General features: G+C 60.5%; 27 protein-coding genes. 16 read left to right on the forward strand and 11 right to left on the reverse strand.

All coding sequences use genetic code 11. The annotated features are described in order from the left end of the window. Nucleotides 1–44: 44 nt before the first annotated feature. Complete coding sequence (fabI, locus tag JHD62_RS08785) at nt 45–821, reverse strand: enoyl-ACP reductase FabI (RefSeq protein ID WP_131358035.1); 777 nt, start codon at nt 819–821, stop codon at nt 45–47. A gap of 296 nt (nt 822–1,117) precedes the next feature. Between fabI and JHD62_RS08790 the strand changes: the two genes are divergently transcribed. The 6 genes from JHD62_RS08790 (at nt 1,118) to JHD62_RS08815 (ending at nt 7,400) form a co-directional block, all read left to right on the forward strand. Continuing rightward, a complete protein-coding gene (locus JHD62_RS08790) occupies nt 1,118–1,360 on the forward strand; it encodes an FmdB family zinc ribbon protein (protein WP_045847232.1) in 243 nt (80 codons plus the stop codon). A 6-nt stretch (nt 1,361–1,366) separates the two neighbouring features. Continuing rightward, nucleotides 1,367–2,020, forward strand: a complete 654-nt coding sequence (locus JHD62_RS08795) for a DUF502 domain-containing protein (protein ID WP_062788281.1) — start codon at nt 1,367–1,369, stop codon at nt 2,018–2,020. Between the two features lie 79 nt (nt 2,021–2,099). Beyond that, nucleotides 2,100–3,902, forward strand: coding sequence for an aspartate--tRNA ligase (gene aspS, locus JHD62_RS08800; RefSeq protein ID WP_199102569.1), 1,803 nt, complete (start codon nt 2,100–2,102; stop codon nt 3,900–3,902). A 296-nt stretch (nt 3,903–4,198) separates the two neighbouring features. Continuing rightward, nucleotides 4,199–4,813, forward strand: a complete 615-nt coding sequence (locus JHD62_RS08805) for a peroxiredoxin (protein WP_045847234.1) — start codon at nt 4,199–4,201, stop codon at nt 4,811–4,813. Nucleotides 4,814–4,932: 119 nt separating this feature from the next. After that, a complete protein-coding gene (locus JHD62_RS08810; protein WP_199102570.1) occupies nt 4,933–6,147 on the forward strand; it encodes a diguanylate cyclase in 1,215 nt (404 codons plus the stop codon). After that, nucleotides 6,144–7,400: a GGDEF domain-containing protein gene (locus tag JHD62_RS08815; protein WP_199102571.1), complete on the forward strand. Its 1,257-nt coding sequence runs from the start codon at nt 6,144–6,146 to the stop codon at nt 7,398–7,400. Before JHD62_RS08810 ends, JHD62_RS08815 begins: the two co-directional genes overlap by 4 nt. A 4-nt stretch (nt 7,401–7,404) precedes the next feature. Here the strand turns inward: JHD62_RS08815 and JHD62_RS08820 are convergent, their stop codons facing one another. Then, a complete protein-coding gene (locus tag JHD62_RS08820) occupies nt 7,405–8,004 on the reverse strand; it encodes an arylesterase (RefSeq protein WP_199102572.1) in 600 nt (199 codons plus the stop codon). On the opposite strand from JHD62_RS08820, the gene JHD62_RS08825 reads away from it, so the two are divergent. From JHD62_RS08825 to JHD62_RS08835, 3 genes are all read left to right on the forward strand, one after another. Next, the gene (locus tag JHD62_RS08825; protein WP_045847236.1) at nt 8,005–8,697 is read left to right on the forward strand and encodes an ABC transporter ATP-binding protein; all 693 of its coding nucleotides are present in this window, start codon (nt 8,005–8,007) and stop codon (nt 8,695–8,697) included. Then, nucleotides 8,694–11,180, forward strand: a complete 2,487-nt coding sequence (locus JHD62_RS08830) for an ABC transporter permease (RefSeq protein WP_199102573.1) — start codon at nt 8,694–8,696, stop codon at nt 11,178–11,180. The genes JHD62_RS08825 and JHD62_RS08830 overlap by 4 nt, the downstream gene beginning before the upstream one ends. A 62-nt stretch (nt 11,181–11,242) precedes the next feature. Next, the gene (locus JHD62_RS08835) at nt 11,243–11,767 is read left to right on the forward strand and encodes a DUF2946 family protein (protein WP_199102574.1); all 525 of its coding nucleotides are present in this window, start codon (nt 11,243–11,245) and stop codon (nt 11,765–11,767) included. A 22-nt stretch (nt 11,768–11,789) separates the two neighbouring features. On the opposite strand, the gene JHD62_RS08840 is transcribed toward JHD62_RS08835, so the two are convergent. The 4 genes from JHD62_RS08840 to JHD62_RS08855 all read right to left on the reverse strand — a co-directional run bounded on the left by JHD62_RS08840 (nt 11,790) and on the right by JHD62_RS08855 (nt 15,092). After that, nucleotides 11,790–13,064 carry an MFS transporter gene (locus tag JHD62_RS08840; RefSeq protein ID WP_199102575.1) on the reverse strand — a complete coding sequence of 425 codons (1,275 nt, stop codon included), beginning with the start codon at nt 13,062–13,064 and terminating at the stop codon, nt 11,790–11,792. A gap of 2 nt (nt 13,065–13,066) precedes the next feature. After that, nucleotides 13,067–13,795 (reverse strand): FadR/GntR family transcriptional regulator, encoded by a 729-nt coding sequence (locus tag JHD62_RS08845; RefSeq protein ID WP_199102576.1) that lies wholly within the window; start codon nt 13,793–13,795, stop codon nt 13,067–13,069. A 211-nt stretch (nt 13,796–14,006) separates the two neighbouring features. Beyond that, nucleotides 14,007–14,276 carry a hypothetical protein gene (locus JHD62_RS08850; RefSeq protein ID WP_045847241.1) on the reverse strand — a complete coding sequence of 90 codons (270 nt, stop codon included), beginning with the start codon at nt 14,274–14,276 and terminating at the stop codon, nt 14,007–14,009. 144 nt (nt 14,277–14,420) lie between these two features. Next, nucleotides 14,421–15,092, reverse strand: coding sequence for a DUF3313 domain-containing protein (locus tag JHD62_RS08855; RefSeq protein ID WP_199102577.1), 672 nt, complete (start codon nt 15,090–15,092; stop codon nt 14,421–14,423). A 270-nt stretch (nt 15,093–15,362) separates the two neighbouring features. On the opposite strand from JHD62_RS08855, the gene mltG reads away from it, so the two are divergent. The 6 genes from mltG (at nt 15,363) to JHD62_RS08885 (ending at nt 20,052) form a co-directional block, all read left to right on the forward strand. Then, nucleotides 15,363–16,352, forward strand: coding sequence for an endolytic transglycosylase MltG (mltG, locus tag JHD62_RS08860; RefSeq protein WP_052694089.1), 990 nt, complete (start codon nt 15,363–15,365; stop codon nt 16,350–16,352). Continuing rightward, nucleotides 16,345–16,974: a dTMP kinase gene (tmk, locus tag JHD62_RS08865; RefSeq protein WP_199102579.1), complete on the forward strand. Its 630-nt coding sequence runs from the start codon at nt 16,345–16,347 to the stop codon at nt 16,972–16,974. The genes mltG and tmk overlap by 8 nt, the downstream gene beginning before the upstream one ends. After that, nucleotides 16,974–17,975, forward strand: a complete 1,002-nt coding sequence (locus tag JHD62_RS08870; protein WP_199102580.1) for a DNA polymerase III subunit delta' — start codon at nt 16,974–16,976, stop codon at nt 17,973–17,975. Before tmk ends, JHD62_RS08870 begins: the two co-directional genes overlap by 1 nt. 82 nt (nt 17,976–18,057) lie before the next feature. After that, nucleotides 18,058–18,423 (forward strand): PilZ domain-containing protein, encoded by a 366-nt coding sequence (locus tag JHD62_RS08875; RefSeq protein ID WP_045847245.1) that lies wholly within the window; start codon nt 18,058–18,060, stop codon nt 18,421–18,423. A 50-nt stretch (nt 18,424–18,473) separates the two neighbouring features. Then, nucleotides 18,474–19,265: a TatD family hydrolase gene (locus tag JHD62_RS08880; RefSeq protein WP_199102581.1), complete on the forward strand. Its 792-nt coding sequence runs from the start codon at nt 18,474–18,476 to the stop codon at nt 19,263–19,265. Nucleotides 19,266–19,269: 4 nt separating this feature from the next. After that, entirely contained in the window at nt 19,270–20,052 is a 783-nt protein-coding gene (locus tag JHD62_RS08885; protein ID WP_199102582.1) for an MBL fold metallo-hydrolase, read from the forward strand. A 16-nt stretch (nt 20,053–20,068) separates the two neighbouring features. Here the strand turns inward: JHD62_RS08885 and JHD62_RS08890 are convergent, their stop codons facing one another. The 5 genes from JHD62_RS08890 to JHD62_RS08910 all read right to left on the reverse strand — a co-directional run bounded on the left by JHD62_RS08890 (nt 20,069) and on the right by JHD62_RS08910 (nt 24,008). Continuing rightward, nucleotides 20,069–20,755, reverse strand: a complete 687-nt coding sequence (locus JHD62_RS08890) for a YdcF family protein (RefSeq protein ID WP_199102583.1) — start codon at nt 20,753–20,755, stop codon at nt 20,069–20,071. Nucleotides 20,756–20,767: 12 nt separating this feature from the next. Further along, nucleotides 20,768–21,241: a CreA family protein gene (locus JHD62_RS08895; protein WP_199102584.1), complete on the reverse strand. Its 474-nt coding sequence runs from the start codon at nt 21,239–21,241 to the stop codon at nt 20,768–20,770. A 35-nt stretch (nt 21,242–21,276) separates the two neighbouring features. Further along, entirely contained in the window at nt 21,277–21,591 is a 315-nt protein-coding gene (locus tag JHD62_RS08900) for a chorismate mutase (RefSeq protein ID WP_199102585.1), read from the reverse strand. A 67-nt stretch (nt 21,592–21,658) separates the two neighbouring features. Further along, nucleotides 21,659–22,684 (reverse strand): tryptophan--tRNA ligase, encoded by a 1,026-nt coding sequence (gene trpS / locus JHD62_RS08905; protein WP_199102586.1) that lies wholly within the window; start codon nt 22,682–22,684, stop codon nt 21,659–21,661. 502 nt (nt 22,685–23,186) lie between these two features. Then, entirely contained in the window at nt 23,187–24,008 is an 822-nt protein-coding gene (locus tag JHD62_RS08910; protein WP_199102587.1) for a pyruvate, water dikinase regulatory protein, read from the reverse strand. Between the two features lie 333 nt (nt 24,009–24,341). Between JHD62_RS08910 and ppsA the strand changes: the two genes are divergently transcribed. Continuing rightward, nucleotides 24,342–26,729 (forward strand): phosphoenolpyruvate synthase, encoded by a 2,388-nt coding sequence (gene ppsA, locus JHD62_RS08915; protein ID WP_199102588.1) that lies wholly within the window; start codon nt 24,342–24,344, stop codon nt 26,727–26,729. Nucleotides 26,730–26,753: the final 24 nt, after the last annotated feature.

Genomic DNA, 26,753 nt, shown 5'->3' on the forward strand with positions numbered 1-26,753 from the left:
CAGGCAGGAGGAGGCCAGCGGTCAGGCTGCTGGCCGTGGTGTCATCAGGCCATGATGTGGTGGCCGCCATCAACGTAGATGGTCTGGCCGGTCAGGCTGCGGGCGGCGTTGGAAATAAGGAAGGCGCAGGTCATGCCCACGTCTTCGATGTCCACCAGCTTGTTTTGCGGTGCTCGGGCAATGGCGTCGTCGATCAGCTGGTCGAAATGGGCAATGCCGGAGGCGGCACGAGTCTTGAGCGGGCCGGGCGAAACCGCATGCACGCGAATGCCCTTGTGGCCCAGTTCGCTGGCCATGTAACGCGACACGCTCTCCAGTGCCGCCTTCACCGGGCCCATCATGTTGTAGTTTTCCACCACTTTGTCCGCGCCGTAGTAGCTCATGGTAATCAGCGAGCCACCGTCCTTCATCAGCGGTTCGGCATGACGGGCCATTTCCACAAAGGAGTAGCACGATACATGCATGGCTTGCTGGAAGCCCTCACGCGAGCAGTCCACCACGCGGCCATGCAAGTCTTCCATCGGGCAAAAGGCAATGGAGTGGATGACAAAGTCCAGCTTGCCCCACAGTTGTTCGATATTGGCGAACACCTCTTGCATCTGGCCCGGCTGTTCCACGTCCAGCGGCAGTACCAGCGGGGCTTCCAGTTTTTCCGCCAGCGGGCGGACGTATTTTTCCGCCTTGGCGTTCAGGTAGGTGACGGCCACTTCGGCACCCAGCTCGCGCAGCACGCTGGCGCAGCCATAGGCAATGCTGTTTTCGTTGGCGATACCGACAATCAGGCCTTTTTTGCCACTGATGATGTTGCGGATGCTGTCCATGGAATCCTCTTGGGTTTGGCGGGTCGATGACGGGTTTGATGCATCCTGGCAGCGCGATATTGCGAGTGCGTGAAAAACAGCATTTTTGTATTGCGGCGTCAGTCGGATATAATCGTCCGTTTGCGGGCTGGCGACTTGCATTTGCCTGTCCTGACCGCATTTTGCATCATAGGTCACATGACCCGCGTTATTGTGCACCGTAGCAAAGTCTATGTTGCACCGTAGCAAAAATTCATGTTGCACTGTAGCAAGAATACGCCATTTATGCCATTTAGATAGTGGTTGGAGCAAGGAATATGCCGATCTACGAATACCGCTGCACCGCCTGTGGCGCAGCCAAGGAACATTTGCAGAAGATGAGCGACGATCCGATCGCCCAGTGCCCGGCTTGTGGCAGTGCCGACTATCACAAGCAGCTGTCTGCTGCCGGTTTCCAGCTGAAGGGTTCCGGCTGGTATGAAACCGACTTCAAGAACGGCAGCTCTGGCGGTGGTGGTCACAGCTGTGGCAACGGCTCTTGCGGCGGCGGGTGCGCTTAAACCCCCATGACACACATCAAAATGACCGTACGGGGCTACCTGGTTGCCGGCCTGCTGATCTGGCTGCCGCTGGGTATCACCCTGTGGGTGCTGAGCCTGATCATTGGCTCCCTGGACCAGACGCTGAACCTGCTGCCACATGAATGGCAGCCCGAACAGCTGTTCGGTTTCAGCATTCCGGGCCTGGGCGTGGTGTTTGCCTTCCTGATGCTGCTGGGCACCGGCATGCTGGCCGCCAACGTGCTGGGGCAAAGGCTGGTGGATTTCTGGCATGGCCTGATGTCGCGCACGCCCTTCGTCAAGTCCATCTACAGCAGCGTCAAGCAGGTGAGCGACACGCTGCTGTCGGATTCCGGCCAGGCCTTCAAAAAGGCCCTGCTGGTGCGCTGGCCACACCAGGACAGCTGGACGGTAGCCTTCCAGACCGGTTCGCCGGCACCGCAGGTGGTGGCGCAAATGGGCGAGGAAGAACACGTCAGTGTGTATGTGCCGACCACACCGAACCCGACTTCCGGCTATTTCATCATGGTGCCCAAGCGCGATACACGCGAATTGGCCATGAGCGTGGATGATGCCCTCAAGTACGTGATTTCCATGGGTGTGGTGGTTCCCGCCCCGGCGCCAGATGCCCAGGGTGGCAACAAGAACCAGCAAGCTTAAGCGTTCTGCCGGCATGCTCCGGCAGACGCTCGTTTCATTCAGAATGACCAATACAGAATTCAATACTAAGGGTTACCCGATGCGTACCGACTACTGCGGACTTATTGATAAGAAATACCTCGGCCAGACCGTCACCGTGAAAGGTTGGGCGCATCGTCGCCGTGACCACGGCGGTGTGATCTTCATCGACCTGCGCGACCGCGAAGGCCTGGTACAGGTGGTGATTGACCCGGATACCCCGGAAGCCTTCAAGCTGGCCGACAGCAGCCGTAACGAGTACGTGCTGGCCATCACCGGCATCGTGCGCGAGCGCCCGGCCGGTACTGCCAACAGCAAGATGATTTCCGGCGAAATCGAAATCCTGGCCAAGGAAATCGAAATCCTCAACAGCGCCGCCACCCCGCCGTTCCAGATCGACGACGAGAACATCTCGGAAAACGTGCGTCTGCTGAATCGCGTGATCGACCTGCGTCGTGCGCCGATGCAAAAGAACCTGCGTCTGCGCTACCGCGTGGCCATGGGCGTGCGTAATCACCTGGACAAGCAGGGCTTCATCGACATCGAAACCCCGATGCTGACCCGTTCCACCCCGGAAGGTGCGCGTGACTACCTGGTGCCGTCCCGCGTGCATCCGGGCGAGTTCTTTGCCCTGCCGCAATCGCCGCAGCTGTTCAAGCAGCTGCTGATGGTGGCCGGCTTCGACCGCTACTACCAGATCACCAAGTGCTTCCGCGACGAAGACCTGCGTGCTGACCGTCAGCCCGAATTCACCCAGATCGATATCGAAACCTCGTTCCTGAACGAGGACGAGATCATGGACATCACCGAAAACATGGCGCAGGAAATCTTCCGCGACGTGATGAATGTCGAGCTGGGCAAGTTCCCGCGCATGACTTACAACGATGCCATGTTCTACTACGGCTCGGACAAGCCGGACCTGCGCGTGTCGCTCAAGTTCACCGAGCTGACCGATCTGATGAAGACCGAGGAATTCAAGGTATTCCGCGGTGCCGCTGATCTGCCGAACGGCCGCGTGGTGGCCCTGCGTGTACCGGGTGGTGCTGCCCTGTCGCGCAAGGAAATCGACGAATACACCCAGTTTGTCGGCATCTATGGTGCCAAGGGTCTGGCTTACATCAAGGTCAACGACAAGAGCAAGATCACCAACGACGAAACCAGCGGCCTGCAATCCCCGATCGTCAAGTTCCTGTCGGTGGCTGCGCTGGAAGAAATCATCACCCGTACCGGTGCCGACAACGGCGACATCATCTTCTTTGGTGCCGACAAGGCCAAGGTGGTGAACGAAGCCATTGGCGCGCTGCGTATCAAGATTGGTCACGAGCATGGCGAGAAGGGTGGTTACTTCGTACGTGAATGGCGTCCGCTGTGGGTGGTGGACTTCCCGATGTTCGAACACGACGAAGAAGCCGACCGCTGGACTGCCTGCCACCATCCGTTCACCAGCCCGAAACCGGGTCACGAAGACCTGATGGACACTGATCCGGGTGCTTGCCTGGCACGTGCCTACGATATGGTGCTGAACGGCTGGGAAATCGGTGGTGGTTCGGTGCGTATTCACCGTGCCGATGTGCAGGAAAAGGTATTCGCTGCGCTGAAGATCACCCCGGAAGAGCAGCAGAACAAGTTCGGCTTCCTGCTGGACAACCTGAAGTTCGGCGCGCCGCCGCATGGTGGCCTGGCCTTTGGTCTGGACCGTCTGGTTACCCTGATGGCCGGTGCCGAGTCCATCCGCGACGTGATTGCCTTCCCCAAGACCCAGCGCGCCCAGTGCCTGTTGACCAATGCACCGAATGCGGTGGACGACAAGCAGCTGCGCGAACTGAACCTGCGTCTGCGTCAGAAAGCCGAACCGGCAGCCTGAGCCTGATGGCAATGGCAGCAAACAAGAACGGACACCCAGGTGTCCGTTTTTTTCATGCTGCAAGCCGCCAGGCAGAAGCTGTCCGGAAAGCGAGGCTTGAAACCGGCAATGGCTGGCCTCATCTGATATGGGTAGCAAATTTCGGCGGCATTCATTGTGAAACTTTATCGACATGATATGGATTTACAATTTGCTCGTTCTCTGCCGCCTGATTTATAAAGCCCCCGCATTCCGCAGCGTTTGCGTATTGCCCGATACCGCAAACGCTGCCACATCAACAACACAAGGAGATCCGCATGGCCGTACTCGTTGGTAAGCAAGCACCGTTCTTCGCTGGTGAAAAAACCTTCTCCGCCGTTCTGGGCGATGGTCAGATTGTTGACAACTACTCCTTCCAGGAAGCCACTGCCGGCAAATACGCCGTGGTGTTTTTCTACCCGCTGGACTTCACCTTCGTCTGCCCGTCCGAGCTGATCGCTTTCGATCACCGTCTGGCTGAATTCAAGGCCCGCAATGTGGAAGTGATCGGTGTGTCCATCGACAGCCAGTTCACCCACGCTGCATGGCGCAACACCCCGGTGGAAAAGGGTGGCATTGGCGAAGTTGGTTACACCCTGGTGGCCGACATCCAGCACGACCTGTGCAAGGCCTTTGATGTGGAAGCCGACGGTGGCGTGGCTTTCCGTGGTTCCTTCCTGATCGACAAGGCTGGCGTGGTACAGCATCAGGTTGTCAACAACCTGCCGCTGGGCCGCAATGTGGATGAAATGATCCGCATGGTTGACGCACTGCAATTCACCGAAGAGCACGGCGAAGTGTGCCCGGCTGGCTGGAACAAGGGCAAGAAGGGCATGAAGCCGAGCGCCGAAGGCGTGGCTTCCTACCTGGCTGAAAACGCAGCCCAGCTGTAAGCAGCCTTGCTGATCGGCTCGGCCGTTCTGTCATGTTGTCTGAACCCCGCCATTGCGCGGGGTTTTTCATGTGATCTGCTATACCTTATTAACAGATCAAGCAGACAGCGGAGGCCAATTTGAGCACGTCGCCATCCGGAGAGGACGCGGCAGTCCAGTTGCACATCATCAAGCGCTTTCGCGCTGCACTGCCGTATTCCATTGTGGCCGGTGCCTTGTTGGCGCTCGCCATGTCCTGGCATGCGCCCTTGCGTAATATCTTGCTGTGGTGGGGTGTGCTGTTCAGCTGGCAGTGTCTCTATGCCAAATGCATAAGTCATTGGCTGAATGCTGCCACCAACGGCGGACTGACGTCGCGTCAGTTTAACGGTTTTGTCCTGCTGACCACCCTGGCTGGCATCTGGTGGGGTAGTGCAGTGTGGTGGCTGGTGCCGGACGCAGATCCTCTTTACCTGATCGTGGTCATGCTGTGGCTGGCAGCAGTTGCCGCTTCTTATGCTGCTTATCTGACCGGTATCCGTTCCCTGCCCTTGCTGGTGCTTGGCCTGATGCTGCTGACTGTGCTACCGCGCTTGTGGATGGCTGATTCCCCGGTGTTGCACCTGGCTGGTTTGTCCGTGCTGCTGTTTACTGCCGTACTGATCACCATGACCTGGCCCTTGCATCGTTATTTGCGTGAGAACTACGCGGCGCGCGAAGAGAACAACCGTTTGCTGCAAGACATGACTGCCCAGCAGGAAACGCTGGACCAGTACAACCAGCAGCTGGAACAGCGTGGTCGCGAGCTGGATATTGCGCTGGCACGCGTAGAAACCCTGGTGGCGCATGACCCGCTGACCGGGGTGTTGAGCCGGCGCGCCATCATGATTCAGGCTGAGCACCGTCTGGTGGAGGCGGCAGCGGGCAAAGCCTTCTGTTTGGCCATGCTGGACCTGGATCATTTCAAATCCATCAATGATGGTTACGGGCATCTGGTGGGGGATGAAGTCCTGCGCCAGGTTTGTCGCCTGGTTGGCGCGCAAATGCGCTGCAACGACAGCCTGGGCCGCTATGGGGGCGAGGAGTTCATGCTGCTGCTGGAAGGAATGAACCTTGAGGTGGCCATGTTGCGGCTGGAGAGCATCCGCGAGGACATCGCCCGGCATGACTGGTCCGGCTTGCTGGGTTCGCGCGGGGTGACGGTGTCGATGGGGCTGATGCACTGGCAGCCGGGACTGGACTTGCCGCAGATGATCAAGCGGGCGGATGACTTGCTGTATGCCGCCAAGCGGGCCGGGCGTAATCAGGTGCTGACCGAGGCACTGGCCCGGCAACTGGTCAAGGGGCTGGCATGAAGCGGCTGGCGTATCTGCAGCAGGAAAGCCCGCACTGGCGTGAAGAGGCCGACCTCACCCGATATTTTGTCGATGCAGCCTACCAGTCCATCGGCCCTGCGGTGTGCAGCACACCGGTGCTGGCCTGGATTGCTTACGAACACGCTTCGCTATGGCGCATGCTGTGCTGGATGGCGCTGTTCTGGCTGGTGGAATGGCGGCTGATTCTGGTGGTTCGCAGTTTTCGCCGCAACGACACCCATCCGCTGGTGGTGTATCAGTATTATCCGGCCATCCGCGATTGCCTGCTGGCCAGCAGCCTGCTGTGGGGCAGCTGTATCTGGTTCATGGCACCCACCCAGCCGGACCGGCCTTATGAAATGTTGCTGCTGCTGTGGGTATCGGGCATTTTTGCCTTGCTGTGCATCATGATGGCCGCCTGTCGCGATATCCATGTGCTGTTTTTTGCTGCGTTCTGGGCTTTCCCGGTGTTTTCCTTGCTCAATGACGGACAGCGGCTGGAGATGGTCGCCCTGCTGGGGGTGGTGTTGTACCTGTTGTCGCAATGGCGTTTTGTGCGCGGTTTCCGCCATACCCTGTTCGAGACGGTACAACTCAAACATGCCAATCAAAGCATGATGGAGCAGCTGGTGGAAATGCATGTGCAGGCCACCATGAAGCGTGAAAACCTGGAACAGAATCGCCTGGCATTGCAAACCGCACTGGCCGAGGGCGAGCGTTTGCTGGAGTGCGATGCGCTGACCGGCTGTTTCAATCAGCGGGCATTGCGTCGTCAGCTGGACCTGTATGCCGCCCAGAGTGTGGAAAATGGACAGGGCTGGTCGTTGTCCATTCTGGACCTGGATCACTTCAAGCAGGTGAATGATACCTTTGGTCATCAGGCTGGCGATGCCGTGCTGGAGCAACTGGTACACAAGGTGTGCGAATTGCTGCCGGACGGAATGCAGTTGTACCGTTACGGGGGAGAGGAGTTTGTCGTGCTGGCACCGCAGCAGCCGGCGGCGGAACTGGCCGCCGTGCTGGATGCCATTCGCCAGCAGCTGTCAACCTCGCGCTGGGAAGCGCTGCCGGCCTCCTGGCAGCAAACCGTTTCTGCCGGCGTGGTTGCCTGTCAGCCCGGCGACCCGGTGAACCACAGCCTGCAACAGGCCGACATGGCGCTGTATGCTGCCAAGCATCGCGGCCGCAATCGCATCTGCATGGCCAGCGAGCTGGCCACCCCTGTGCTGCAGGGGTTCTCCCACTCTTCCTGAAGTTTTATTTCAAGGGCAGCTTGGCCTTGACGGTGCGCATCATGGTAGCTTGTACGCTGGCCACCGGGTGTAGCCCGTCCGGCTGGAATTTGCTGATGTCGGTGGCAAAGCCGGCCACCAGCAGCGGGACATAGGCCAGCTGGTTGCGCTTGGCAACACGGTCGTACACCGCACGGAACTCTGCGGTGTATTGCGGGCCATAGTTGCTTGGCAAGGCCATGCCCACCAGCACCACCCGGGCTGCCGCCTTGCGCGACAGGTCTACCATCTGCTGCAGGTTGTTTTCCATGCGGTTCAGCGGCAAGCCACGCAGGCCATCGTTGGCACCCAGTTCCAGCACCACGATGTCGGGTTTGTGACGGCGCAAGGCATCGGGCAGCCGCGTGAGGCCCCCGTCGCTGGTTTCGCCCGAGATACTGGCATTGATAATCCGGTGCTTTGGCTCCAGATCCTGTTGTAACAGGCTGACCCAGCCTTGCCCCGGTGTAAGGCCGTAACCGGCCGACAGGCTGTCGCCCATCACCAGAATGGTGGCGGCGCTGACCGGCAAGGCCAGCAGGCTGATGCACAGCGTGCACCACAGCTTCAATTTTGCAGAAAGCATATGACTCCAATACATGACAAGGCGGTATTGTCGGCGCGGGATCTGGCCAAACAAGTTGTTTTCAACGGCGCGCCGCTGGACATCCTGCACGCGGCCAGCCTGAGCGTACAAGCGGGGGAGAGTGTGGCCATTGTCGGAGCTTCCGGTTCTGGCAAATCCACCTTGCTGTCCTTGCTGGCCGGACTGGACCAGCCCAGTCAGGGCGATGTCTCCCTGTTTGGCCAGTCGCTGTCCGGCCTGAGCGAGGATGGCCGCGCTTTGCTGCGCAGGGACAAGGTGGGGTTCGTGTTCCAGAATTTCCAGCTGATGCCGCAACTGACCGCACTGGAAAACGTGATGCTGCCGCTGGAGCTGGCCGGGCACAAGGATGCGCGTGACACCGCCAGCCAGATGCTGGGCCATGTCGGCCTGGCACACCGGCTGCGCCATTACCCCAGGCACCTGTCCGGTGGCGAGCAGCAGCGTGTGGCGCTGGCACGCGCGTTTGCCATCCATCCGGGCATCCTGTTTGCCGACGAACCCACCGGGAATCTGGATGCCGCCACCGGCCGCCAGATCATCGACCTGTTGTTTCAGCTCAATAGCGAACAGCATACCTCGCTGGTGCTGGTAACTCACGACAATGAACTGGCCAGCCGTTGCGATGCCATCTACCGTCTGGTGGACGGCCGTCTGAATGGAGCGCGTGCATGAGCTGGTGGAGCCGCCTGTTGTTGGCTGCCCGCTTTGTGCGGCGGGAAATCGTCTCTGGCGAGCTGAGCATTCTGGCCCTTGCGCTGTTGGTGGCGGTGACCGCGCTGACCAGTGTCAGCTTCTTTTCCGACCGGGTGGCGCGGGCGCTCACCACCCAGGCCACCCAGCTGCTGGCGGCTGACCTGGTGCTCAACAGCAATCAGCCGGCCCCGGCCGCCATCCGCCAGGAGGCGCAACGCCGCGGTCTGCAACTGGCCGATAACATCAGCTTTCCCTCCATGGTGTTTGCCCAGGGCCAGGCTACGCTGGCCACTTACAAGGCAGTCAGCAACAGCTATCCTCTGCGCGGTGAAGTGACGGTGCGCCGGATGGGCGGTCAGTTGCAGACGGGTAAGCTGCACCCGGCAGCTGGCATGGTATGGGCCGATGCGCGCCTGCTGCGCAAGCTGGGGGTGAAGCTGGGCGAGCGTATCAATGTCGGCAATATCGCGCTGCAACTGGATGGCGAAATCCTGCGCGAGCCGGATGGCGCCATGGATTTGTACAATTTTGTGCCACGGCTGATGTTCAACAGTGCCGACCTGGCCGCCACCGGGCTGATTCAGGAAGGCAGCCGGGCGCGCTGGCGGCTGATGCTGGCCGGGGATGACCGTCAGATCAGCGACCTGCGGCAATGGCTGGCGGCGCGCTTGCCAGCTGGCAGCCGCCTGGAAAACGTGGAAGAAGCACGCCCGGAAATCCGCACCGCACTGGAGCGGGCCCGACGCTTTCTTGGCCTCACCGCCATGCTGACCGTAGCCCTGTCCGCCGCCGCTGTGGCGCTGGCGGTGCGGCGCTATCTGGCACGGCACTGGCAGCCAGTGGCGGTATTGCGCTGCATGGGGCTGACCTCATCCGAGGTGCTGGGTCTGTTTGTCTGCCTGTTCCTGTTACTGGGCCTGCTCAGTGGTGTGCTGGGCACGCTGGCGGGTTTTGCCGTGCAGCTGGGCCTGATGCAGTTGAGCAGCCGTTTTGTTGGTGAAGTACTGCCCAACCCTGGCTGGCAAAGCTGGCTGCTGGGGCCCGCGGCATCGCTGCTGTTACTGGCGGGCCTCGCGCTGCCCCCGCTGCTGGCGATTCGTCAGGTATCGCCGCTGGCGGTGCTGCGCAATGACGTCCCGCTGCTGCGCAGCAGTCTGGTGGCACCCTTGCTGGCTGTGCTGGTGTTGCTGCTGCTGGCGGCATGGCAAATGGATGATCTGCTACTGGCGGCCTGGCTGCTGGGTGGCATGCTGGCTTTTTTTGCCGGTGTCGGCCTGCTGGCCTGGGGCATGCTGTCCTTGCTGCGACGCCTGCCCGCAGGGCGGCAGGTGGGCTGGCGTTACGGGGTGGCGAACCTGGCGCGCCGCCCCTGGCTGGCCATCGTGCAGATCGTGGCATTGGCGGTGGGCATCATGGCCTTGCTCACCCTTACCGTGGTGCGTGACGACCTGATTGCCGCCTGGCAAAAAAGTGTGCCTGTCGATGCGCCCAACAAGTTTGTCATCAATATCCAGCAAGGCCAGCGTGCCGCCCTGCAACAGCAGTTTGTGACGGCTGGCCTGCCGGCACCGGCATTGTCGCCGATGATTCGTGGCCGCCTGCTGGCCATCAATGACAAGCCGGTACGGCCTTCGGCACTGCAAGATGAACAGGCAAGACGGCTGGCCGAGCGTGAATTCAATCTTTCCTGGCGGGATGAGCTGCCGGAAGGCAACCGCATCCTGTCCGGTCAGTGGTGGCAAGCAAAAGCAAGGCCGCAGTTTTCCGTGGAGCAAGGACTGGCCAGAACACTGGGCATCAGGCTGGGCGACACGCTGGCATTTGATATCGGCGGCACGACATACCGCGCCATGGTCACCAGCCTGCGCAGCGTGGCCTGGGACAGTTTCCGGGTGAATTTCTTCGTGCTGGCCCCGCCATCCCTGTTGCAACAGCAGCCAGCCAGCTGGATCAGCAGTTTCCGCCTGGATACCGCCCAGGAAGACTTTGCCAACCGGCTGGTTGCGGCCTTCCCCAATATCAGCATCATCGATGTCAGCGCTATTCTGGATGAGGTGCGGGCCATGGTGGACAAGCTGACCCGTGCCATCGAAGCCATGTTTGTGCTGGCGCTGGCGGCCGGTGTGCTGGTGTTGTGGGCGGCACTGGCTGCTACCCGTGACGAGCGCCTGTTCGATATTGCCCTGATGCGCGCACTGGGCGCCTCGGACCGTCAGGTCCGTGCGGTGATTCTGGCTGAACTGGCCTGGCTGGGGGCCTTCACTGGCCTGCTGGCCGCACTGGGGGCAATGGGTGTGGGTGGAATTGCCGCCAGCAAGTTGTTCAACCTGCCGTGGAGCGTCAATGCAGGCTTGCTGCCTTTGGGCATGGGCTGTGGCATGCTGGTGGTCATGCTGGCGGGGTGGCCTCTGGTGGGACGGGTGACACGTACTTCACCATTGGCGGTATTGCGTTCCGTATGAGCGGCGTCAGGCGACGCCGTGCCATGACAAAGCAGGCAGGAAAGCCTGCAAGGAGTTTGGAGATGGATTCCCAGGTATTGGCTGCCATGGCCAAGTGGCCCAATGTCCCGGCAGTATTCGGCTGGTTGCGGCTGGATGCCCGCGGCCAGTGGTGGATACGGGAGGAAAGGCTGAGCCACGATGGCATGGTGGCTTTTTTTAACCGCAATTACAGCCGTGATGCCCAGGGCCGTTATTACGTGCAGAACGGGCCGCAAAAAGTGTTTGTCAGCCTGGATGCTGCACCGCTGGTGGCACGTCTGCAGGATGGCCGCTGGCAAACCCTGCCGTGTGACGATGATGTACAGGCCCGCGAGGCTTTCATGACCGAGGACGGACAGCTGTTCATTGAAATCGCCGGAGAACTGGCCGTGGTGGATGATCGCGACCTGCCGGACATCGCCGCTGCAGGGCTGGCCGGTTGGGATGGCGACATCACCCGCCTGCCGGCCAGCTTGCAACTGGCGGCACACCCCTTGCCATTGAGCCGCCACAGTCTGGCTGAGCTGTGGCAGCGCTATGGGGTAGTGGCCAGGCCGCACGCCTGACAGGCAAGCGTTGCGTCCGGATTCAATCCAGACGCCGGGCTTGTGCCTTCACCGTTTTCTTTCTGCCTGCCAGCACGCCGGAGCAGAGCGCTGTCACGGCAATGCCGCCAAACAACCAGCCCACCGGTGCCCAGTTGCCTGCCATGTCGTGGATGATGCCGGCGGCAAGCGGGCCGCATGCGGCCACGGTATAGCCCACGCCCTGGGCCATGCCGGACAGATGGGCGGCCACATGCGCATCCGGCGCCCGCAATACCAGCAGGCTCAGAGCCATGCTGAAAGCGCCGCCCTGACCGATGCCCAGCAATACCGCCCACGCCCAAAGCTGGCCAACCGGCGCATACAGCATGCCCAGCAGCCCGGCCAGGGTGAAACTCATCACGCAGGCAATCGGCAGGCGCTGGTCGGCCCCGCGCTGTGCCAGCAAGGGAACGCCCAGCGAGGAAAGTACCTGCGTCATGATGGACAGTGACATCAGCAGCCCGGCCTGTAAGGGCGAGAGGCCCCGTTCGATCAGCATGGACGGCATCCAGCCAAACACGATGTAAGACAGCGAAGACTGCAAACCCATATAGGCGGTGACTTGCCAGGCCAGTGGATCGCGCCACAAGCCGCTGACCTGCCAGTGGCCGGCATGCTGTGCTTGCCGGCCTGAAAGCTGTGGCCACCAGGCAATCAAAGCCAGCAAAGCCGGTGTGGCCCAGAACGCCAGTGCCGCTTGCCAGCTGTGGCCAAACAGCTGATCCAGCGGCACGGTGGCACCGGCTGCCAGCGCTGCACCCAGACACAGGGCCATGGTGTACACCCCGGTCATCAGCCCGGCCCGGTCGGCAAAATCCCGTTTGACAATACCCGGCAGCAGCACACCGCAAATGCCGATGGCCGCGCCGGAAAACAAGGCACCCAGCAGCAAGCCGACATAGCCCAGCTGGCTGCGCAGCAGGATGCCGATGCTCAGCAGCAACAGCGCGCCGGCAATGCTGCGTTCACTGCCAAAGCGGCGCGCCAGCTGCGGTGCCAGCGGGCCGAACAGGCCCAGACACAGCACCGGCAGGGTGGTGAGCAGGCTGGCCATGGTTGCTGTCAGGCCAAGGTCGTGCTTTACCTGGTCCAGCACCGGAGCCAGGCTGGAAAGTGCAGGGCGCAGATTGATGCCGATCAGCACCATGCCCAGCACCAGCATGGCGCGTGTGCGAGCGGGAGGGGCTTGTTGCTGCACGCCCTCGTCGTCGATTTCGGCATCAATCAGTAGTTCTTCTGCCAACAGCTTGCTGTTGCTGGGTAATGGAGGGGGCATGCTCAATCTCGTGTGGGTGTCGGTGGAGTGGGGCTGGCCGGGCTGACTGGCAACAGGCTGTCCAGTATCTGTAGCAGGGGGCGGGTAACCGCAGCCGCAGCCTTGCCTGCGGCGCTGCCATCTCCATTGGCAATGGCATCGACAATGGCCTGATGCGAGGCCAGGTCGGGGTCGGGCAGGGCTTCGTCATGCATGGTGCGCAGGATGCTGTCCTGCACCGTCAGGGTGAAATAGCGGTACAGCTCGGCCAGTGCCGCATTGCCACTGGCCTCGGCAATGGCCAGATGAAAGTCCAGGTCACGGTGGATGAAGTCGGCGGCGTCCGGATACTGCTGTTGCTCGCCGCGTACCGTCAGCAGGTGGGCGATGCGTACCACATCCTGTGGGCTGGCGCGTTGTGCGGCCAGGCGGGCGGTATGTTCTTCCAGCAGGGCGCGGACTTCCAGTTGCTCGCGCAGGCTGGCCCGGCTGATGGCACGCATGGCCTCGGCCGGGCTGGTGGTGGCCCGGACATAGGTGCCGTCTCCCTGCCGCACCTCCAGCAAGCCGGCATACAGCAATACCCGCACGGCCTCGCGTACGGTGTTGCGGCTGATGCCCAGCAAGGCTGCCAGTTCCGGTTCGGTGGGGATGCGGCTGTCGACCGGCCATTGACCGGCGGCAAGGCGCTGGCCGATATCTTCGACGGCAAGGTCTACCAGCGAGCGTCTGGCCTGGTGCAGTGGCAGCATGTTTTGTCTCTATTCATCCAATCATCCGATGTATTTTGACGTGGGCAGACGGATGAGGCAAGTTTTTAGCTGGAGCTGGAGCTGGAGCTGGAGCTTGGGTGTGGGGAGTGGGGAGTGGGGAGTGGGGAGTGGGGAGTGGGGAGTGGGGAGTGGGGAGTGGGGAGTGGGGAGTGGGGAGTGGATGGCGGGCCGGTCCGGCCCGCCGGCATGCTTACTTGGCTGCGGAAGCAGCGTCTTTCACGCACTTCTTCACAAAGCTGTTCTTGGCGGCGCCAGCCAGTTTCTTGTCGGCGGCCTTGCCTTCACACATGGCTTGCGGTGCAGCAGCCTTGCTGTCCTTCTCACATTTCTTCAGGAAGCTGGCCTTGGCGGCACCAGCCAGTTTCTTCTCGGCTGCCTTGGCGTCACAGCTGGCATCGGCTGCCAGAGCAACATTGGCGGTGGCCAGGGTCAACAGTGCCATCATCACGAATTTGCGCATTGCAGTTTCCTTTTGGTTGAGTGGGAAGTATCCCGGTTAACAAGCAGAATGTTCTGTTGCTTGTGCAGCGTAACATAAACGGATTTTACTGCTTTATCCATTACGGATTGTTACAACGCTTGTCAGAATTTGTTCCTGATAGGCTCAATTGGCGGGCGACAGCGCCTGTGCCAGTTGGCTGGCGTTTTTGGCTGTCCAGTTTTTGATCATCTTCTTCAGTAAATCCGCGGTAATCGCTTCATCCCTGGTCTTGCTGCCTGGGTTCTCGATCAGATTGACGCCGCCAGCCAGCAAGGTATGCTCCTGCGAGTCTTCCAGTTGGCCCATGGTGGACACCTTCAGCAGATAGGGGTCGGTGCCGGTGGCGAAACGTGCCAGATTGAACGCTGCCTTGATCGGCAGGATGTCGCTGACCGCCAGGCCCGGCTTGTCCTGCTGGAAGCCGGTGACCGCCAGGCGCAGGCGTGCCACACCCGGCCCCGGTTCGGTGACTACCCGGATTTTCTCTTTGCGCAGTGCCGTTTCCATGCTCATGCGGTACAAGCTGTCTATCTTGTTTTTTTCGGCGGAGACCAAGAGTTGCCAATTGCCGTCGTTCTGCCGCTCCAGGAAGGACAGCGGCTCCAGAATGACTGCGTGGTACTGTTTCAGATCTGTGCCGGGTTTGAGATAAATCATCTGGCCGGGCACTTTCGGATTGGGCTGAAAGGCTTCCGGCGGCAGATTGAACAAATGCTGCGGATTTTCCCCGGCCATGGCGTGGTGGCTGAGGCCCAGGGCGATGATGGCGCAGGCAAGGCGGAAAAACGGCTTCATTGCAGGTGTCTCCGGTATGTGGTGTGCAGCATGGGAGAAGGCGGCGGGCCGGGAGTTCCCTCTTATTGGTGGCCAGGCGCAGCGCTTACTATAGCCGTCATGACAATGTGTTGCTGGCTCGCATGCAAAACCGGTCAATGGCAGGCACACGGCGATCCGTCCCATGTGGCATGCCAGCGACGGCCCTTGCTGGTATCATCACACCCTTGCCCAATCACCCTGTCGTCGATATCTGCCGTGCCTGCCAAACCCAGACGAAAATCCCCCGCCTTGTGGCCTCGCATCCTGTTGCTGGCCGTGCTCACCGCTGTTGCCTGGCTGGGCTGGGTGGTGGTCATTCCGGTCGACCTGCCGCAATCCCCCTACAAGCTGACCATCGGCCCCAATCGTACGCTGGGTCAGGTGGCACGCAGCCTTGCAGATGAAGGGGTGATCCGCAACCGCAACATCATGATGCTGCTGGGTCGCATGCAGGGCATGGACCGCAAGATCAAGGCCGGTTTGTACCAGTTCAGCGATAGTGCATCGATGTGGGACATCCTGCAGCGCCTGGCCGACGGCCACCCGGATGAGGCCAGCCTGACCTTGATTGAAGGCTGGAATTTCCGCCAGTTCCGTCAGGCGATTGACCGCAATCCGGACATCAAACACGAAGCGCGCGATTTGACTGATGCCCAGTTGCTGCAACAACTGGGGCTGGATGGCGTGCAGGCCGAGGGCCTGTTCTTCCCCAGCACCTATCTGTTCACCCCCGGCAGCAGTGATCTGGAACTCTATCGCCGCGCCTACAACACCATGCAGCAAAAGCTGGATGCCGCCTGGTCGGCACGCAAGGCCGATCTGCCTTATCACACGCCGTATGAATTGCTGATCATGGCCAGCCTGGTGGAAAAGGAAACCTCGCTGGACGCAGACCGGCCGCTGGTGGCCGCGGTGTTTGTCAATCGCCTGAACAAGGGCATGCGCCTGCAGACCGACCCTTCGGTCATCTACGGCATGGGCAGCGCCTATCATGGCAATATCAGCAAGGCCGACTTGCGCCGCGACACGCCCTACAATACCTATACCCGCAACGGCCTGACGCCCACGCCTATTGCCATGCCCGGCAAGGCCGCGCTGGAAGCCGCAGCCAATCCGGCCAACTCCTCGGCCCTTTATTTTGTGGCCAAGGGCGATGGCAGCTCTTATTTCTCGGCCACGCTGGACGAGCATAATCAGGCGGTGCGCAAATACATTCTGAAGAAAGGCTCCAATGACTAGTCGGACTGGCTGCTTCATCACGCTGGAAGGCATAGACGGTGCCGGCAAAAGCACCCACCTGGGCTTTATCCGCGACTGGTTGAGTACACATGGCATTGCGGCCGAGTTCACCCGCGAGCCCGGTGGCACGCCGCTCGGCGAACACATCCGCGCCTTGCTGCTGGCGGTGGATACCGAGGTGTCACTGGATGCCGAAACCCTGCTGATGTTTGCCTCGCGCCAGCAACTGGTGTCCAGTGTGATCCGCCCTGCGCTGCAGGCCGGACGCTGGGTGGTGTCCGACCGCTTTACCGACTCCACTTTTGCCTTTCAGGGTGGTGGTCGTGGTGTGCCGACCGAGCGCATTGCCGCGCTGGAAGACTGGGTACAACAAGGCCTGCAGCCTGATCTGACCCTGCTGTTTGATGTGCCGCTGGATGTGGCCAAGCAGCGCATGGCCGGCAGCCGTCAGCTGGACCGTTTCGAGCAGGAAAAGGCCGACTTCCACCAGCGCGTGCGTGATGCCTACTTGCAGCGTGCCGCCGCTGATTCCCGCTTTCGCATTCTGGATGCCACCCGCAGCATTGCCCAGTTGCAACAGGACATTGCCGGTCATCTGGCAGCCTTGCTGGAGCAACGCTGATGCTGTTTCCCTGGCAAGAGCAGGACTGGCAGCGGCTGAACGGCGAACGCACACGCCTGCCCAATGCCTGGCTGTTCATCGGCCCGGCAGGCACCGGCAAGCTGGAGTTTGCCCTGCATCTGGCCCAGTCGCTGCTGTGCGAGCAGCTGCAGGCTGATCACCAACCCTGCGGACAGTGCGAAGCCTGCCGCTGGTTTGCCCACGGTACCCATCCGGATTTCCGTCGGCTGTCCCCGCAAACCGATGACGAAGAAGAGGGCAAGGAAGCCAAACCCGGCCGCAAGCTGCCCTTGATCAAGATTGAAGCGGTGCGTGAAGTCATCGAGTTTGCCCACCTCACTGCCCACCGAGCCGGGCGACGCATCATCGTGGTGGAACCGGCAGAAAACCTGAACCCGGCAGCCGCCAATGCCTTGCTGAAAATTCTGGAAGAGCCGCCGCAGGATGTACTGTTCCTGCTGGTGGCACAGGCTGCCCAGCGTCTGTTGCCCACCATCCGCAGCCGTTGCCGCCAGTTTCCGCTGTCTGCGCCCACGCCAGCCCAGGCGCTGGCCTGGTTGCAGCAACAAGGGGTGGAAAATGCGGACACTGAACTGGCCCATCACGGCGGCGCGCCCTTGTTTGACCACGACCCGGTACTGGCCAAGCTGCGCAGCCAGTTCATTGACGGGCTGGGGCAACCGACATTCGCCAGCATCCTCAGCCTGGCCGAGCTGGTGGACAAGCAAAAGCTGCCCTTGGCCATTCCGCTGGGCTGGCTGATGAAATGGCTGCATGATCTGGCTGGTTTGAGTCTGGCGGGGATTGTCCGCTATCATCCAGACAAGCAGCAGGTGTTGCAGGCGCTGGTACAGCGTTGTGACCCGGTGGCGCTGATGCGCTGCCAGGATGCCTTGCAGCAGCTGGCCCCGTTTGGTCAGCACACGCTCAATACCCGGCTGCAGCTGGAAGCCTTGCTGATGGATTACCTGAAGATTTTTGCCGGTGGCCGCCAAGGTTGACACGGTGTGCCCCGGAAGTACTTGCCATGCAACAGCTTGCCGAATGATTCGGCGCTTCAATCATCAATAGCGGATATGCGCAATGGACAATACGCCTCGCCCCGATTCCGCACGCCCCGGCGTGCTGTCGCTGCACATCAAGGAGCGCAGTGCCCTGTTTGCGGCCTACATGCCCTTCCTGAAAACCGGGGGGATTTTCATTCCTACCAACAAGGAAATGAAACTGGGTGAAGAAGTCTTCCTGTTGCTGACGCTGATGGATGAACCGCAGAAAATTGCCGTGCAGGCCAAGGTGGTGTGGATTACCCCGGCCGGGGCCAACAACAGCCGTGTGCAGGGCATTGGTGTGGAGTTTGCCTACGGCGATGCCGGCAATCAGGCCAAGGCCAAGATTGAAACCCTGCTGGGCGGTGTGCTCAATTCCAGCCGCCCCACCCATACCATGTAAACCCTGCCGTCCGGCTAGCGCCGGCGGCACTGCCAGCCAGAACACACACCATGCTTGTCGATTCGCACTGCCATATCAATTTTCCCGATCTCTCCAGCCGTCTGCCCGAGGTGCTGGGCAATATGCAGCACAACGGTGTCGAGCTGGCGCTGGTGATCGGTGTGTCGCGGCCCAAATATCCCGAAGTGCTGGCACTGGCGGAAAACCATGCCAATCTGTACGCCACCGTCGGCATTCATCCGGATGACCCGGAAGCAGAAGAATTCAGCGAGGAGGAGCTGCTGGCCCATGCGGCTCACCCGCGCGTGGTGGGCATTGGCGAAACCGGGCTGGACTACCACTGGTGCAAGGGTGATCTGGAATGGCAGCACCAGCGTTTCCGTACCCACATCCGCGCGGCAAAGCGTGCAGGTTTGCCGTTGATCATTCATACCCGTGAATCTGCCGCCGACACCATCCGTATCCTGCGTGAAGAAGGTGCCGAGCAATGTGGCGGGGTGATGCACTGTTTTACCGAAAACTGGGAAGTGGCACAGGCTGCGCTGGAGATCGGTTTTTACATTTCCTTCTCCGGCATCGTGACCTTCAAGAACGCTGCACAAATCAAGGAAGTGGCACAGAAAATGCCGCTGGAGCGCATGCTGGTGGAAACCGACTCGCCCTATCTGGCTCCGGTGCCTTACCGAGGCAAGCTGAACGAGCCGGCTTATGTGCGGCATGTGGCCGAGCATATTGCCGAACTGCGCGGCATCAGTTTCGAGGAAGTTGCCGCCGCCACCAGCGACAACTTCTATCGCCTGTTCAGCAAGATCCAGCGCCCGCAAGCCGGGCGGGCGGCCTGACGCGATGACGGCTCCACGTGTAGGCGAAATGGAAATCACCATCCTGGGTTGCGGTTCCAGCTCCGGTACCCCGGCCATTGGCTGCCAGTGTGACACCTGCACTTCTGCAGACCCACGCAATCATCGTACCCGCTGCTCGGCCTATATCCGCTGCGGCGAGCGCGGCCTGCTGATCGACACCGGGCCTGACCTGCGCCAGCAAGCGCTGCGCGAGGGCATCCGTCAGGTGGATGCCGTGCTGTACACCCATCCGCATGCCGATCATTTGAACGGCATCGACGATCTGCGCGCCTTCTGCTACGTCAAGCAAGGTGCAGTAGTGCTGTACGGCAATGCCTTTACCATGGACAACATCACCAGCCGCTTTGGCTATGCGCTGCAAGCACCTTCAAAAGTGTGGGACAAGCCGGTGCTGCTACCGGAAGTGGTGGATGGTCCGTTCGAACATGATGGCCTGTCCATTACCCCCATTCCCTTGCAACACGGCAGTTGGCCCTGCCTGGGCTGGCGCATTGGCAATGCCGCCTGGCTGACCGACCTGTCGCATATCCCGGATGAGAGCCTGGCACTGCTGCAAGGGCTGGATGTGCTGTTTCTGGATTGCCTGAACATGGACGGCTATCCCTCGCACCTGGGTTTCCATCAGTCGCTGGAGTGGGCGGCGCGTATCGGCGCCCGCCGCACGGTGTTGATCCACATGATCCACCGGCTGGAATACCATGCCTTGTCGGCACTGTGTCCACCGGGGGTGGAAGTGGGCTACGACGGGCTGCGTGTGCAGCTGTAACGCGTCATCCTGCTGTCTAGCCGCGTGGTGCGGGCAGGTCATCCAGCGCGCTGCCGCGCAGCAGATGGCGGTTGTAACCCAGTGCAATCAGTTGTTGCCAGGCATCCAGCACCTCGGCCGGGATGGGTAGTGCATGCTGAAAACCCAGCCGCGGATAGCGCAGCAGGCGGTGTACATCGCCCACCATTTCTTCGATCAGGCCAAATACCCCCACCATATTGGACACGCCCCAGGGAAAGGCGAAGTCCGGCGCATCGACGGAGAAGTCGATATCCGGCCAGTGTATCGGCTGGGTCTGGGTGACGCGGCGGATGGAGTTGGGCTTGGTGACGAAGGTAACACTCTGTGCATCCGGGCAGAGGGCGCGCGCAAAGGACAGGTTCTCGGCAAAGCTGCGTGCCAGTGGCTCCAGCACTATTTGCTGTGGCTTGATGCCGAGGGATAGCACGCGCTCGGCAAACACTTCGGCCTCCGGCCTGTTCCACAAATCGCGGGTCCAGTTGCCGGTATTGCCGCTGATCAGCATGTATGGGGCAATGCCCTGTTGCAGCAGGGCCGCAGCATGCTCTGCCACTCTCAGGTCGTAAGAACCGCACACCACCAGCACATCGCAGGCTTGATGTCCTCGGCCTGCTGACAGGAAATCCCACAACTGCCCAGCCAGTTGCAGGGTAGGGGTGGGGCGGTCCGGTGTGTGGTTCATCGACACCACCGCTTACTTCTGCGGAATGTTCTGGCCGCTCACCGGTACCGCGGTGACCGCATTATCCGGGCTGCCGTCGACCAGCTTGTCGGAGTAAGTCAGATACACCAGGGTATTGCGTCTGGCATCGACAATGCGCACCACCCGCACATGCTTGAAGATGAAGGACGCACTTTCCTTGAATACTTCTTCCTGTTTTGGCAGCGGTTTGGCAAAACTGATGCTGCCAATCTGGCGGCAGGCGACGGAAAAGCGCGACGGGTCTTTGGCCAGACCTACCGCACCGCTGTAGCCACCGGTCTGGGCACGCGAGACATAACAGGCCACGCCGGCTACAGATGGGTCGTCGAAGGCTTCCACCACCACCTTGTCATTGGGGCTGAGCAGGCGGAAGGTGGTGGATACCTTGCCAACTTCCTCGGCCCGGGCCTGGGGAAGCAGGCTGCACAGGCTGGCAGCCAGCAACAGGGGGCGCAGCAGCGTCATGGTCGTTTCCTGAAGGATGAAGACAGGTTGACAGTCTAAGCCGTAGGCAGCGGTTTGCCCATGCTGGCGAATTCCTGCAGTTCACTGGCAATGAAGTGGCTGATCATGGTGCGGTACACCTCTGCGGTCAGCCTGGGGTCTGCTCCCAGTTCGCCTGCCAGCTTTTCCACCCGGCGCATCACCTGATCCACCCGCTTGCCGCCTTCCACTTCCTCGTTGCTGTGTTTGAAGCCGGCGGCCTGTTTCACATACAGGCCGCGTTCGGCCAGCAGCGATACCAGCGCACGGTCGATACGGTCGATTTGCGTGCGTACTTCATCCAGATTCTGGCATTGATAGACAAATTCCATGGGTGCTTCTCCTGTTGGCGGCCACCCGCCGCCGGGTAGCCGTGTTGCCATCACGAATGCCGGCGGATCAGTAGTAGTTCAGCCCCATGGCTGCCTTCACTTCACTCAGGGTAACGGCGGCCACCTGACGGGCACGCGCCGTGCCTTCCTTCAGCATGGCCAGTACGGCGGCCGGGTCGCGGGCGTATTCCTCGCGGCGCTGGCGGATGGGGGCCAGCAGTTCCTGCAGGCATTCTTCCAGATGCTGCTTGATCACGCTGTCGCCCAGCCCGCCCAGGCGGTAGTGGTCCTTCAGGCGCTTGACCAGTTCGATATTGGGATGGAAGGCATCCAGATAGCTGAACACCACATTGCCTTCCACCTGGCCGGGGTCGGACACGCGCAGGTGATTGGGGTCGGTGTACATCATCTTCACCGCCTGGCGGATTTCATCGGCGCTGGCGGACAGGGTGAGGGTGTTACCCAGCGATTTGGACATCTTGGCCTTGCCGTCGATGCCAGGCAGGCGGGCACCTACTTCCGGCACCATGGCCTTGGCTTCCACCAGTATTGGTGCGGTTTCCACGCTGGCATTGAAGCGACGCACGATTTCATTGGTCTGTTCGATCATCGGAATCTGGTCTTCACCCACCGGCACGATGGTGGCCTTGAAGGCGGTGATGTCGGCGGCCTGGGCGGCAGGGTAGGTGAGGAAGCCGGCGGGGATGTCGCGCTCGTAGCCGCGTTGTTTTATTTCATCCTTGATGGTGGGGTTGCGTTCCAATCGCGATACCGTCACCAGATTGAGGTAGTAAGACGCCAGCTCGGTCAGCTCCGGCACCAGGCTCTGGATGAAGATGGTGCTCTTGGCCGGGTCGATGCCTACCGCCAGATAATCCAGCGCCACTTGCAGCACGTTGTCACGCACTTTCAGGTAATTGCCCATATTGTCGGTCAGCGCCTGGGCGTCGGCCAGCAGCAGGAATTGCTGGCAGCGGTCTTGTAGCAGCACGCGGTTACGCAGCGAGCCTACGTAATGGCCAAGGTGCAGCGAACCGGTGGTGCGGTCGCCGGTGAGAATGATGTCCTGGGAAGTGATGTCGCTCGGTTTCATGTCGTGTTCCTGTTGCTGATCAAGTAACGGAAACCATCGACAAGGCGGAACGTAGACAAAACAAAACCCGGATCCGCCTTGTCGGCAGCCTCCGGGTTATATGCGTGCGCAGTCGCCGGTGCCACCTCAGAAGAGGCGCCACCACCAGTTGAAGGATGCGAATGCGATGCGGGAGTTCATGTTTTCTATCACACCACGGCGCAGCGGCAGGCGTCAAGCACTATGCCTTGCACCTTGCCACAATGCCGCAGCCGGTTTGCTCAGCGGCTTTCCGGGCTGCTCGCAAAACAGCGTAGCGTCGCTGTGGCAAGGCGCGCCGACGCAGACAGTACAAGGGGCACGACAAGGAGGAACAACCACCCAGGGGTTTTGTGCAAATGACTGGAGCGGCTCACAAAACAGCGTAGCTCCCCTGGGGCAAGGCGCGCCGACGCAGACAGTACACGGGGTACGGCAAGGAGGCGCAACGCAGCAACAGGGGTTTTGTGAGCCGTTCCCACTCTCAGAAGCGACGGCTCAGTGTGGCCTTGTGCATGATGGTGGTGGCGATCTCCTCGATCGATTTGTGCGTGGTGCTGATGAAGGGCACACCGTGGAAGCGGAACATCGATTCGGCCTCGTTCACCTCGAAATGGCAGTTGTCCAGGCTGGCGTAGCGCGAATCCGGGCGACGTTCCTGACGGATGTGGTGCAGGCGGGCCGGGTCGATGGTGAGGCCGAACATCTTGTTGCGATAGGGCAGCAACATCTTGGGCAGGGTGGGGCTGTCCAGGTCTTCCGGGGTGAGCGGGTAGTTGGCTGCCTTGATGCCGTATTGCAGCGCCAGGTACAGGCAGGTGGGCGTTTTGCCGGAGCGGGACACGCCCACCAGAATCACATCGGCCTCGGCCAGGTCTTTCAGCTTCACGCCATCGTCGTGATTGAGCGAGAAGTTCACCGCCTCGATACGGTGGTCGTATTTCTCCTCGCTGCCCACGCCATGCGCCTTGCCCAGGGTGAGCGAGGCCTTCTGGCCCAGCTCGGCTTCCAGTTCGCCAATGAAAGTGTCGAAGAAATCCACCACCAGCGCATTGTCGATGTGCAGCACTTCGCGCACTTCCGGGTTGACGATGCTGGTGAACACCAGAGGCTTGAGATCGTCCGCCTCAGCCACCGCGCGAATGTGGTGGGCCACGACCTGGGCTTTTTCCACCGTATCGATGAAGGGGATGGCTTCGCGCTTGAAATCCAGCGTGTCAAACTGGGTCAGCAGGGTGTTGCCCAGCGATTCGGCGGTGATGCCGGTGCGGTCAGAAATGAAAAAGGCGGAGCGGCGGTGTGGCATGGATGCACCTGTTTCGGAAGCAATGGGAAAAAAGTTGTGACAGATTATACCCCTCGTCGCCCTTGCGACGGCAGCGGGTCGGCGTTGATGCTGTTTTTGCCATGATCTGGCCCTGATCCGCCACCACCATGGTTTTTGTTGTAGTCGCCACACTACATCTCAGTCACAAATCTGCAAAGAAACGCCCCCGGATTGACCATTCATCAGCCTTGTTTGCATTGATATGGGGCAAACCCTTGTGTTGTGCGCCGCAAAATGGGCTACGCAAACGCGGTGGTATTCGGCTAGAATGCGGGTTTTCTATCCGTCCAATCCAATACAGGAAGTGAAGTGATGGCAGAGAACTACGTCATCTGGTTCGAGAAACTGCGCATGACTGACGTTGAACAGGTAGGCGGCAAGAATGCCTCCCTGGGCGAAATGATCAGTCAATTGGCAGGCTCGGGCGTCCGAGTCCCCGGTGGTTTTGCGACTACTGCGGATGCCTACCGTGATTTCCTCCAGCACAATGGCCTGGCTGACAAGATCAGCGCCGCGCTGTCCAAACTGGACATCGACGACGTGACCGAGTTGGCCCGCGTTGGCAAGGAAATCCGCCAGTGGATTATCGATACGCCTTTCCCGGCCAAGCTTGATGAAGATATCAAGACTGCCTGGGACAAGATGGTCGCCGATTCCGGTGGTGCAGATATTTCCGTAGCAGTCCGTTCTTCTGCAACCGCAGAAGACCTTCCCGATGCCTCGTTCGCAGGCCAGCAAGAAACCTTCCTGAACATTCGTGGCCTTGAAAACGTCAAGGATGCCATGAAGCATGTTTTTGCTTCCCTGTACAACGACCGCGCCATTTCCTACCGCGTGCACAAAGGCTTTGCCCACGACGTTGTGGCCCTGTCCGCCGGTGTACAGCGCATGGTGCGTTCCGACACGGGTGCTGCTGGTGTGATGTTCACCATCGACACCGAATCCGGCTTTGAAGACGTGGTGTTCATCACCGCTTCCTATGGCTTGGGCGAAACCGTGGTGCAAGGTGCCGTCAACCCTGACGAATTCTACGTTCACAAGCCGACCCTGAAAGCAGGTCGTCCGGCTGTGCTGCGCAAGAACATGGGTTCCAAGCTGATCAAGATGGAATTCACCGATGCTTCCCAGGCTGGCCGCTCGGTCAAGACCGTGGACGTACCGGCAGAACTGCGCAAGCAATTCTCCATCACCGACGCCGAAGTGGCCGAGCTGGCTGAATACGCGCTGATCATCGAAAAACATTATGGCCGCCCGATGGACATCGAGTGGGGCCGTGATGGTGGCGATGGCAAGCTGTACATCCTGCAAGCCCGTCCGGAAACCGTGAAGTCGCAGGAAGACCGCAAGGACACCCTGCGCCGCTACCGTCTGAACAGCAAGTCCGCCGTGCTGTGCGAAGGCCGCGCCATTGGTCAGAAGATTGGCCAGGGCACCGTACGCACCATCAAGGACGCGTCCGAAATGGACCGCGTGAAGCCGGGCGACGTGCTGGTAACCGACATGACCGACCCGGACTGGGAACCGGTGATGAAGCGTGCTGCTGCCATTGTCACCAACCGCGGTGGCCGTACCTGTCACGCTGCCATTATTGCGCGTGAACTGGGTATTCCGGCTGTTGTGGGCTGTGGCGATGCCACCGACGTACTGTCCGAAGGCATGCAGGTGACTGTTTCCTGCGCCGAAGGCGATACCGGCAACATCTACGATGGCCTGCTGGACGTGGAAATCATCGACCTCGAGCTGGACAAGATGCCTGCCGCTCCGGTCAAGATCATGATGAACGTGGGTAACCCGGAACTGGCCTTCGACTTCGCGCAGCTGCCGAACGAAGGTGTTGGTCTGGCCCGCATGGAATTCGTGATCAACCGTCAGATCGGTATTCACCCCAAAGCCCTGCTGGAATTCGACACCCTGCCGGCCGACCTGAAAGCGACCATCAGCGATCGCATCTCCGGTTACGCCAGCCCGGTTGACTTCTACGTGGACAAGATTGCCGAGGGTGTTGCCACCCTGGCCGCAGCCTTCACTCCGAAAAAGGTCATCGTGCGCATGTCCGACTTCAAGTCGAACGAGTACGCCAACCTGATCGGCGGTCAGCTGTACGAACCGCACGAAGAAAACCCGATGATCGGTTTCCGTGGTGCTGCACGCTACGTGGCTGAATCCTTCCGTGACTGTTTCGACCTGGAATGTCGCGCCATCAAGAAGGTGCGCGACGAGATGGGTCTGGTCAACGTGGAAGTGATGATCCCGTTCGTCCGTACCCTGGCTGAAGCCGAGAAGGTTGTGGAAATCCTGGCTGAGAATGGCCTGAAGCGTGGTGAAAACGGCCTGCGTCTGATCATGATGTGCGAACTGCCGACCAACGCTGTGCTGGCCGACAAGTTCCTGCAGTTCTTCGACGGCTTCTCCATCGGCTCCAACGACATGACCCAGCTTACCCTGGGCGTGGACCGCGACTCCGGTGGCCCGATTGCTGCTACCTTCGACGAGCGTAACGAAGCCGTGAAAGCCATGCTGCACATGGCCATCCAGGCTTGCCGCAAGGCTGGCAAGTATGTCGGCATCTGCGGTCAGGGCCCGTCCGACCATCCGGACTTCGCCAAGTGGCTGGTGGAAGAGGGTATCGAAACCGTCTCCCTCAACCCGGACACCGTGGTGGAAACCTGGCTGTACCTGGCTCGCGAACTGAACGCCTAAACCTGCATCTGCCGGTTAAGCAAA

Source organism: Aquitalea sp. ASV11 (genome assembly GCF_016429185.1).
Lineage (GTDB): Bacteria > Pseudomonadota > Gammaproteobacteria > Burkholderiales > Chromobacteriaceae > Aquitalea > Aquitalea pelogenes.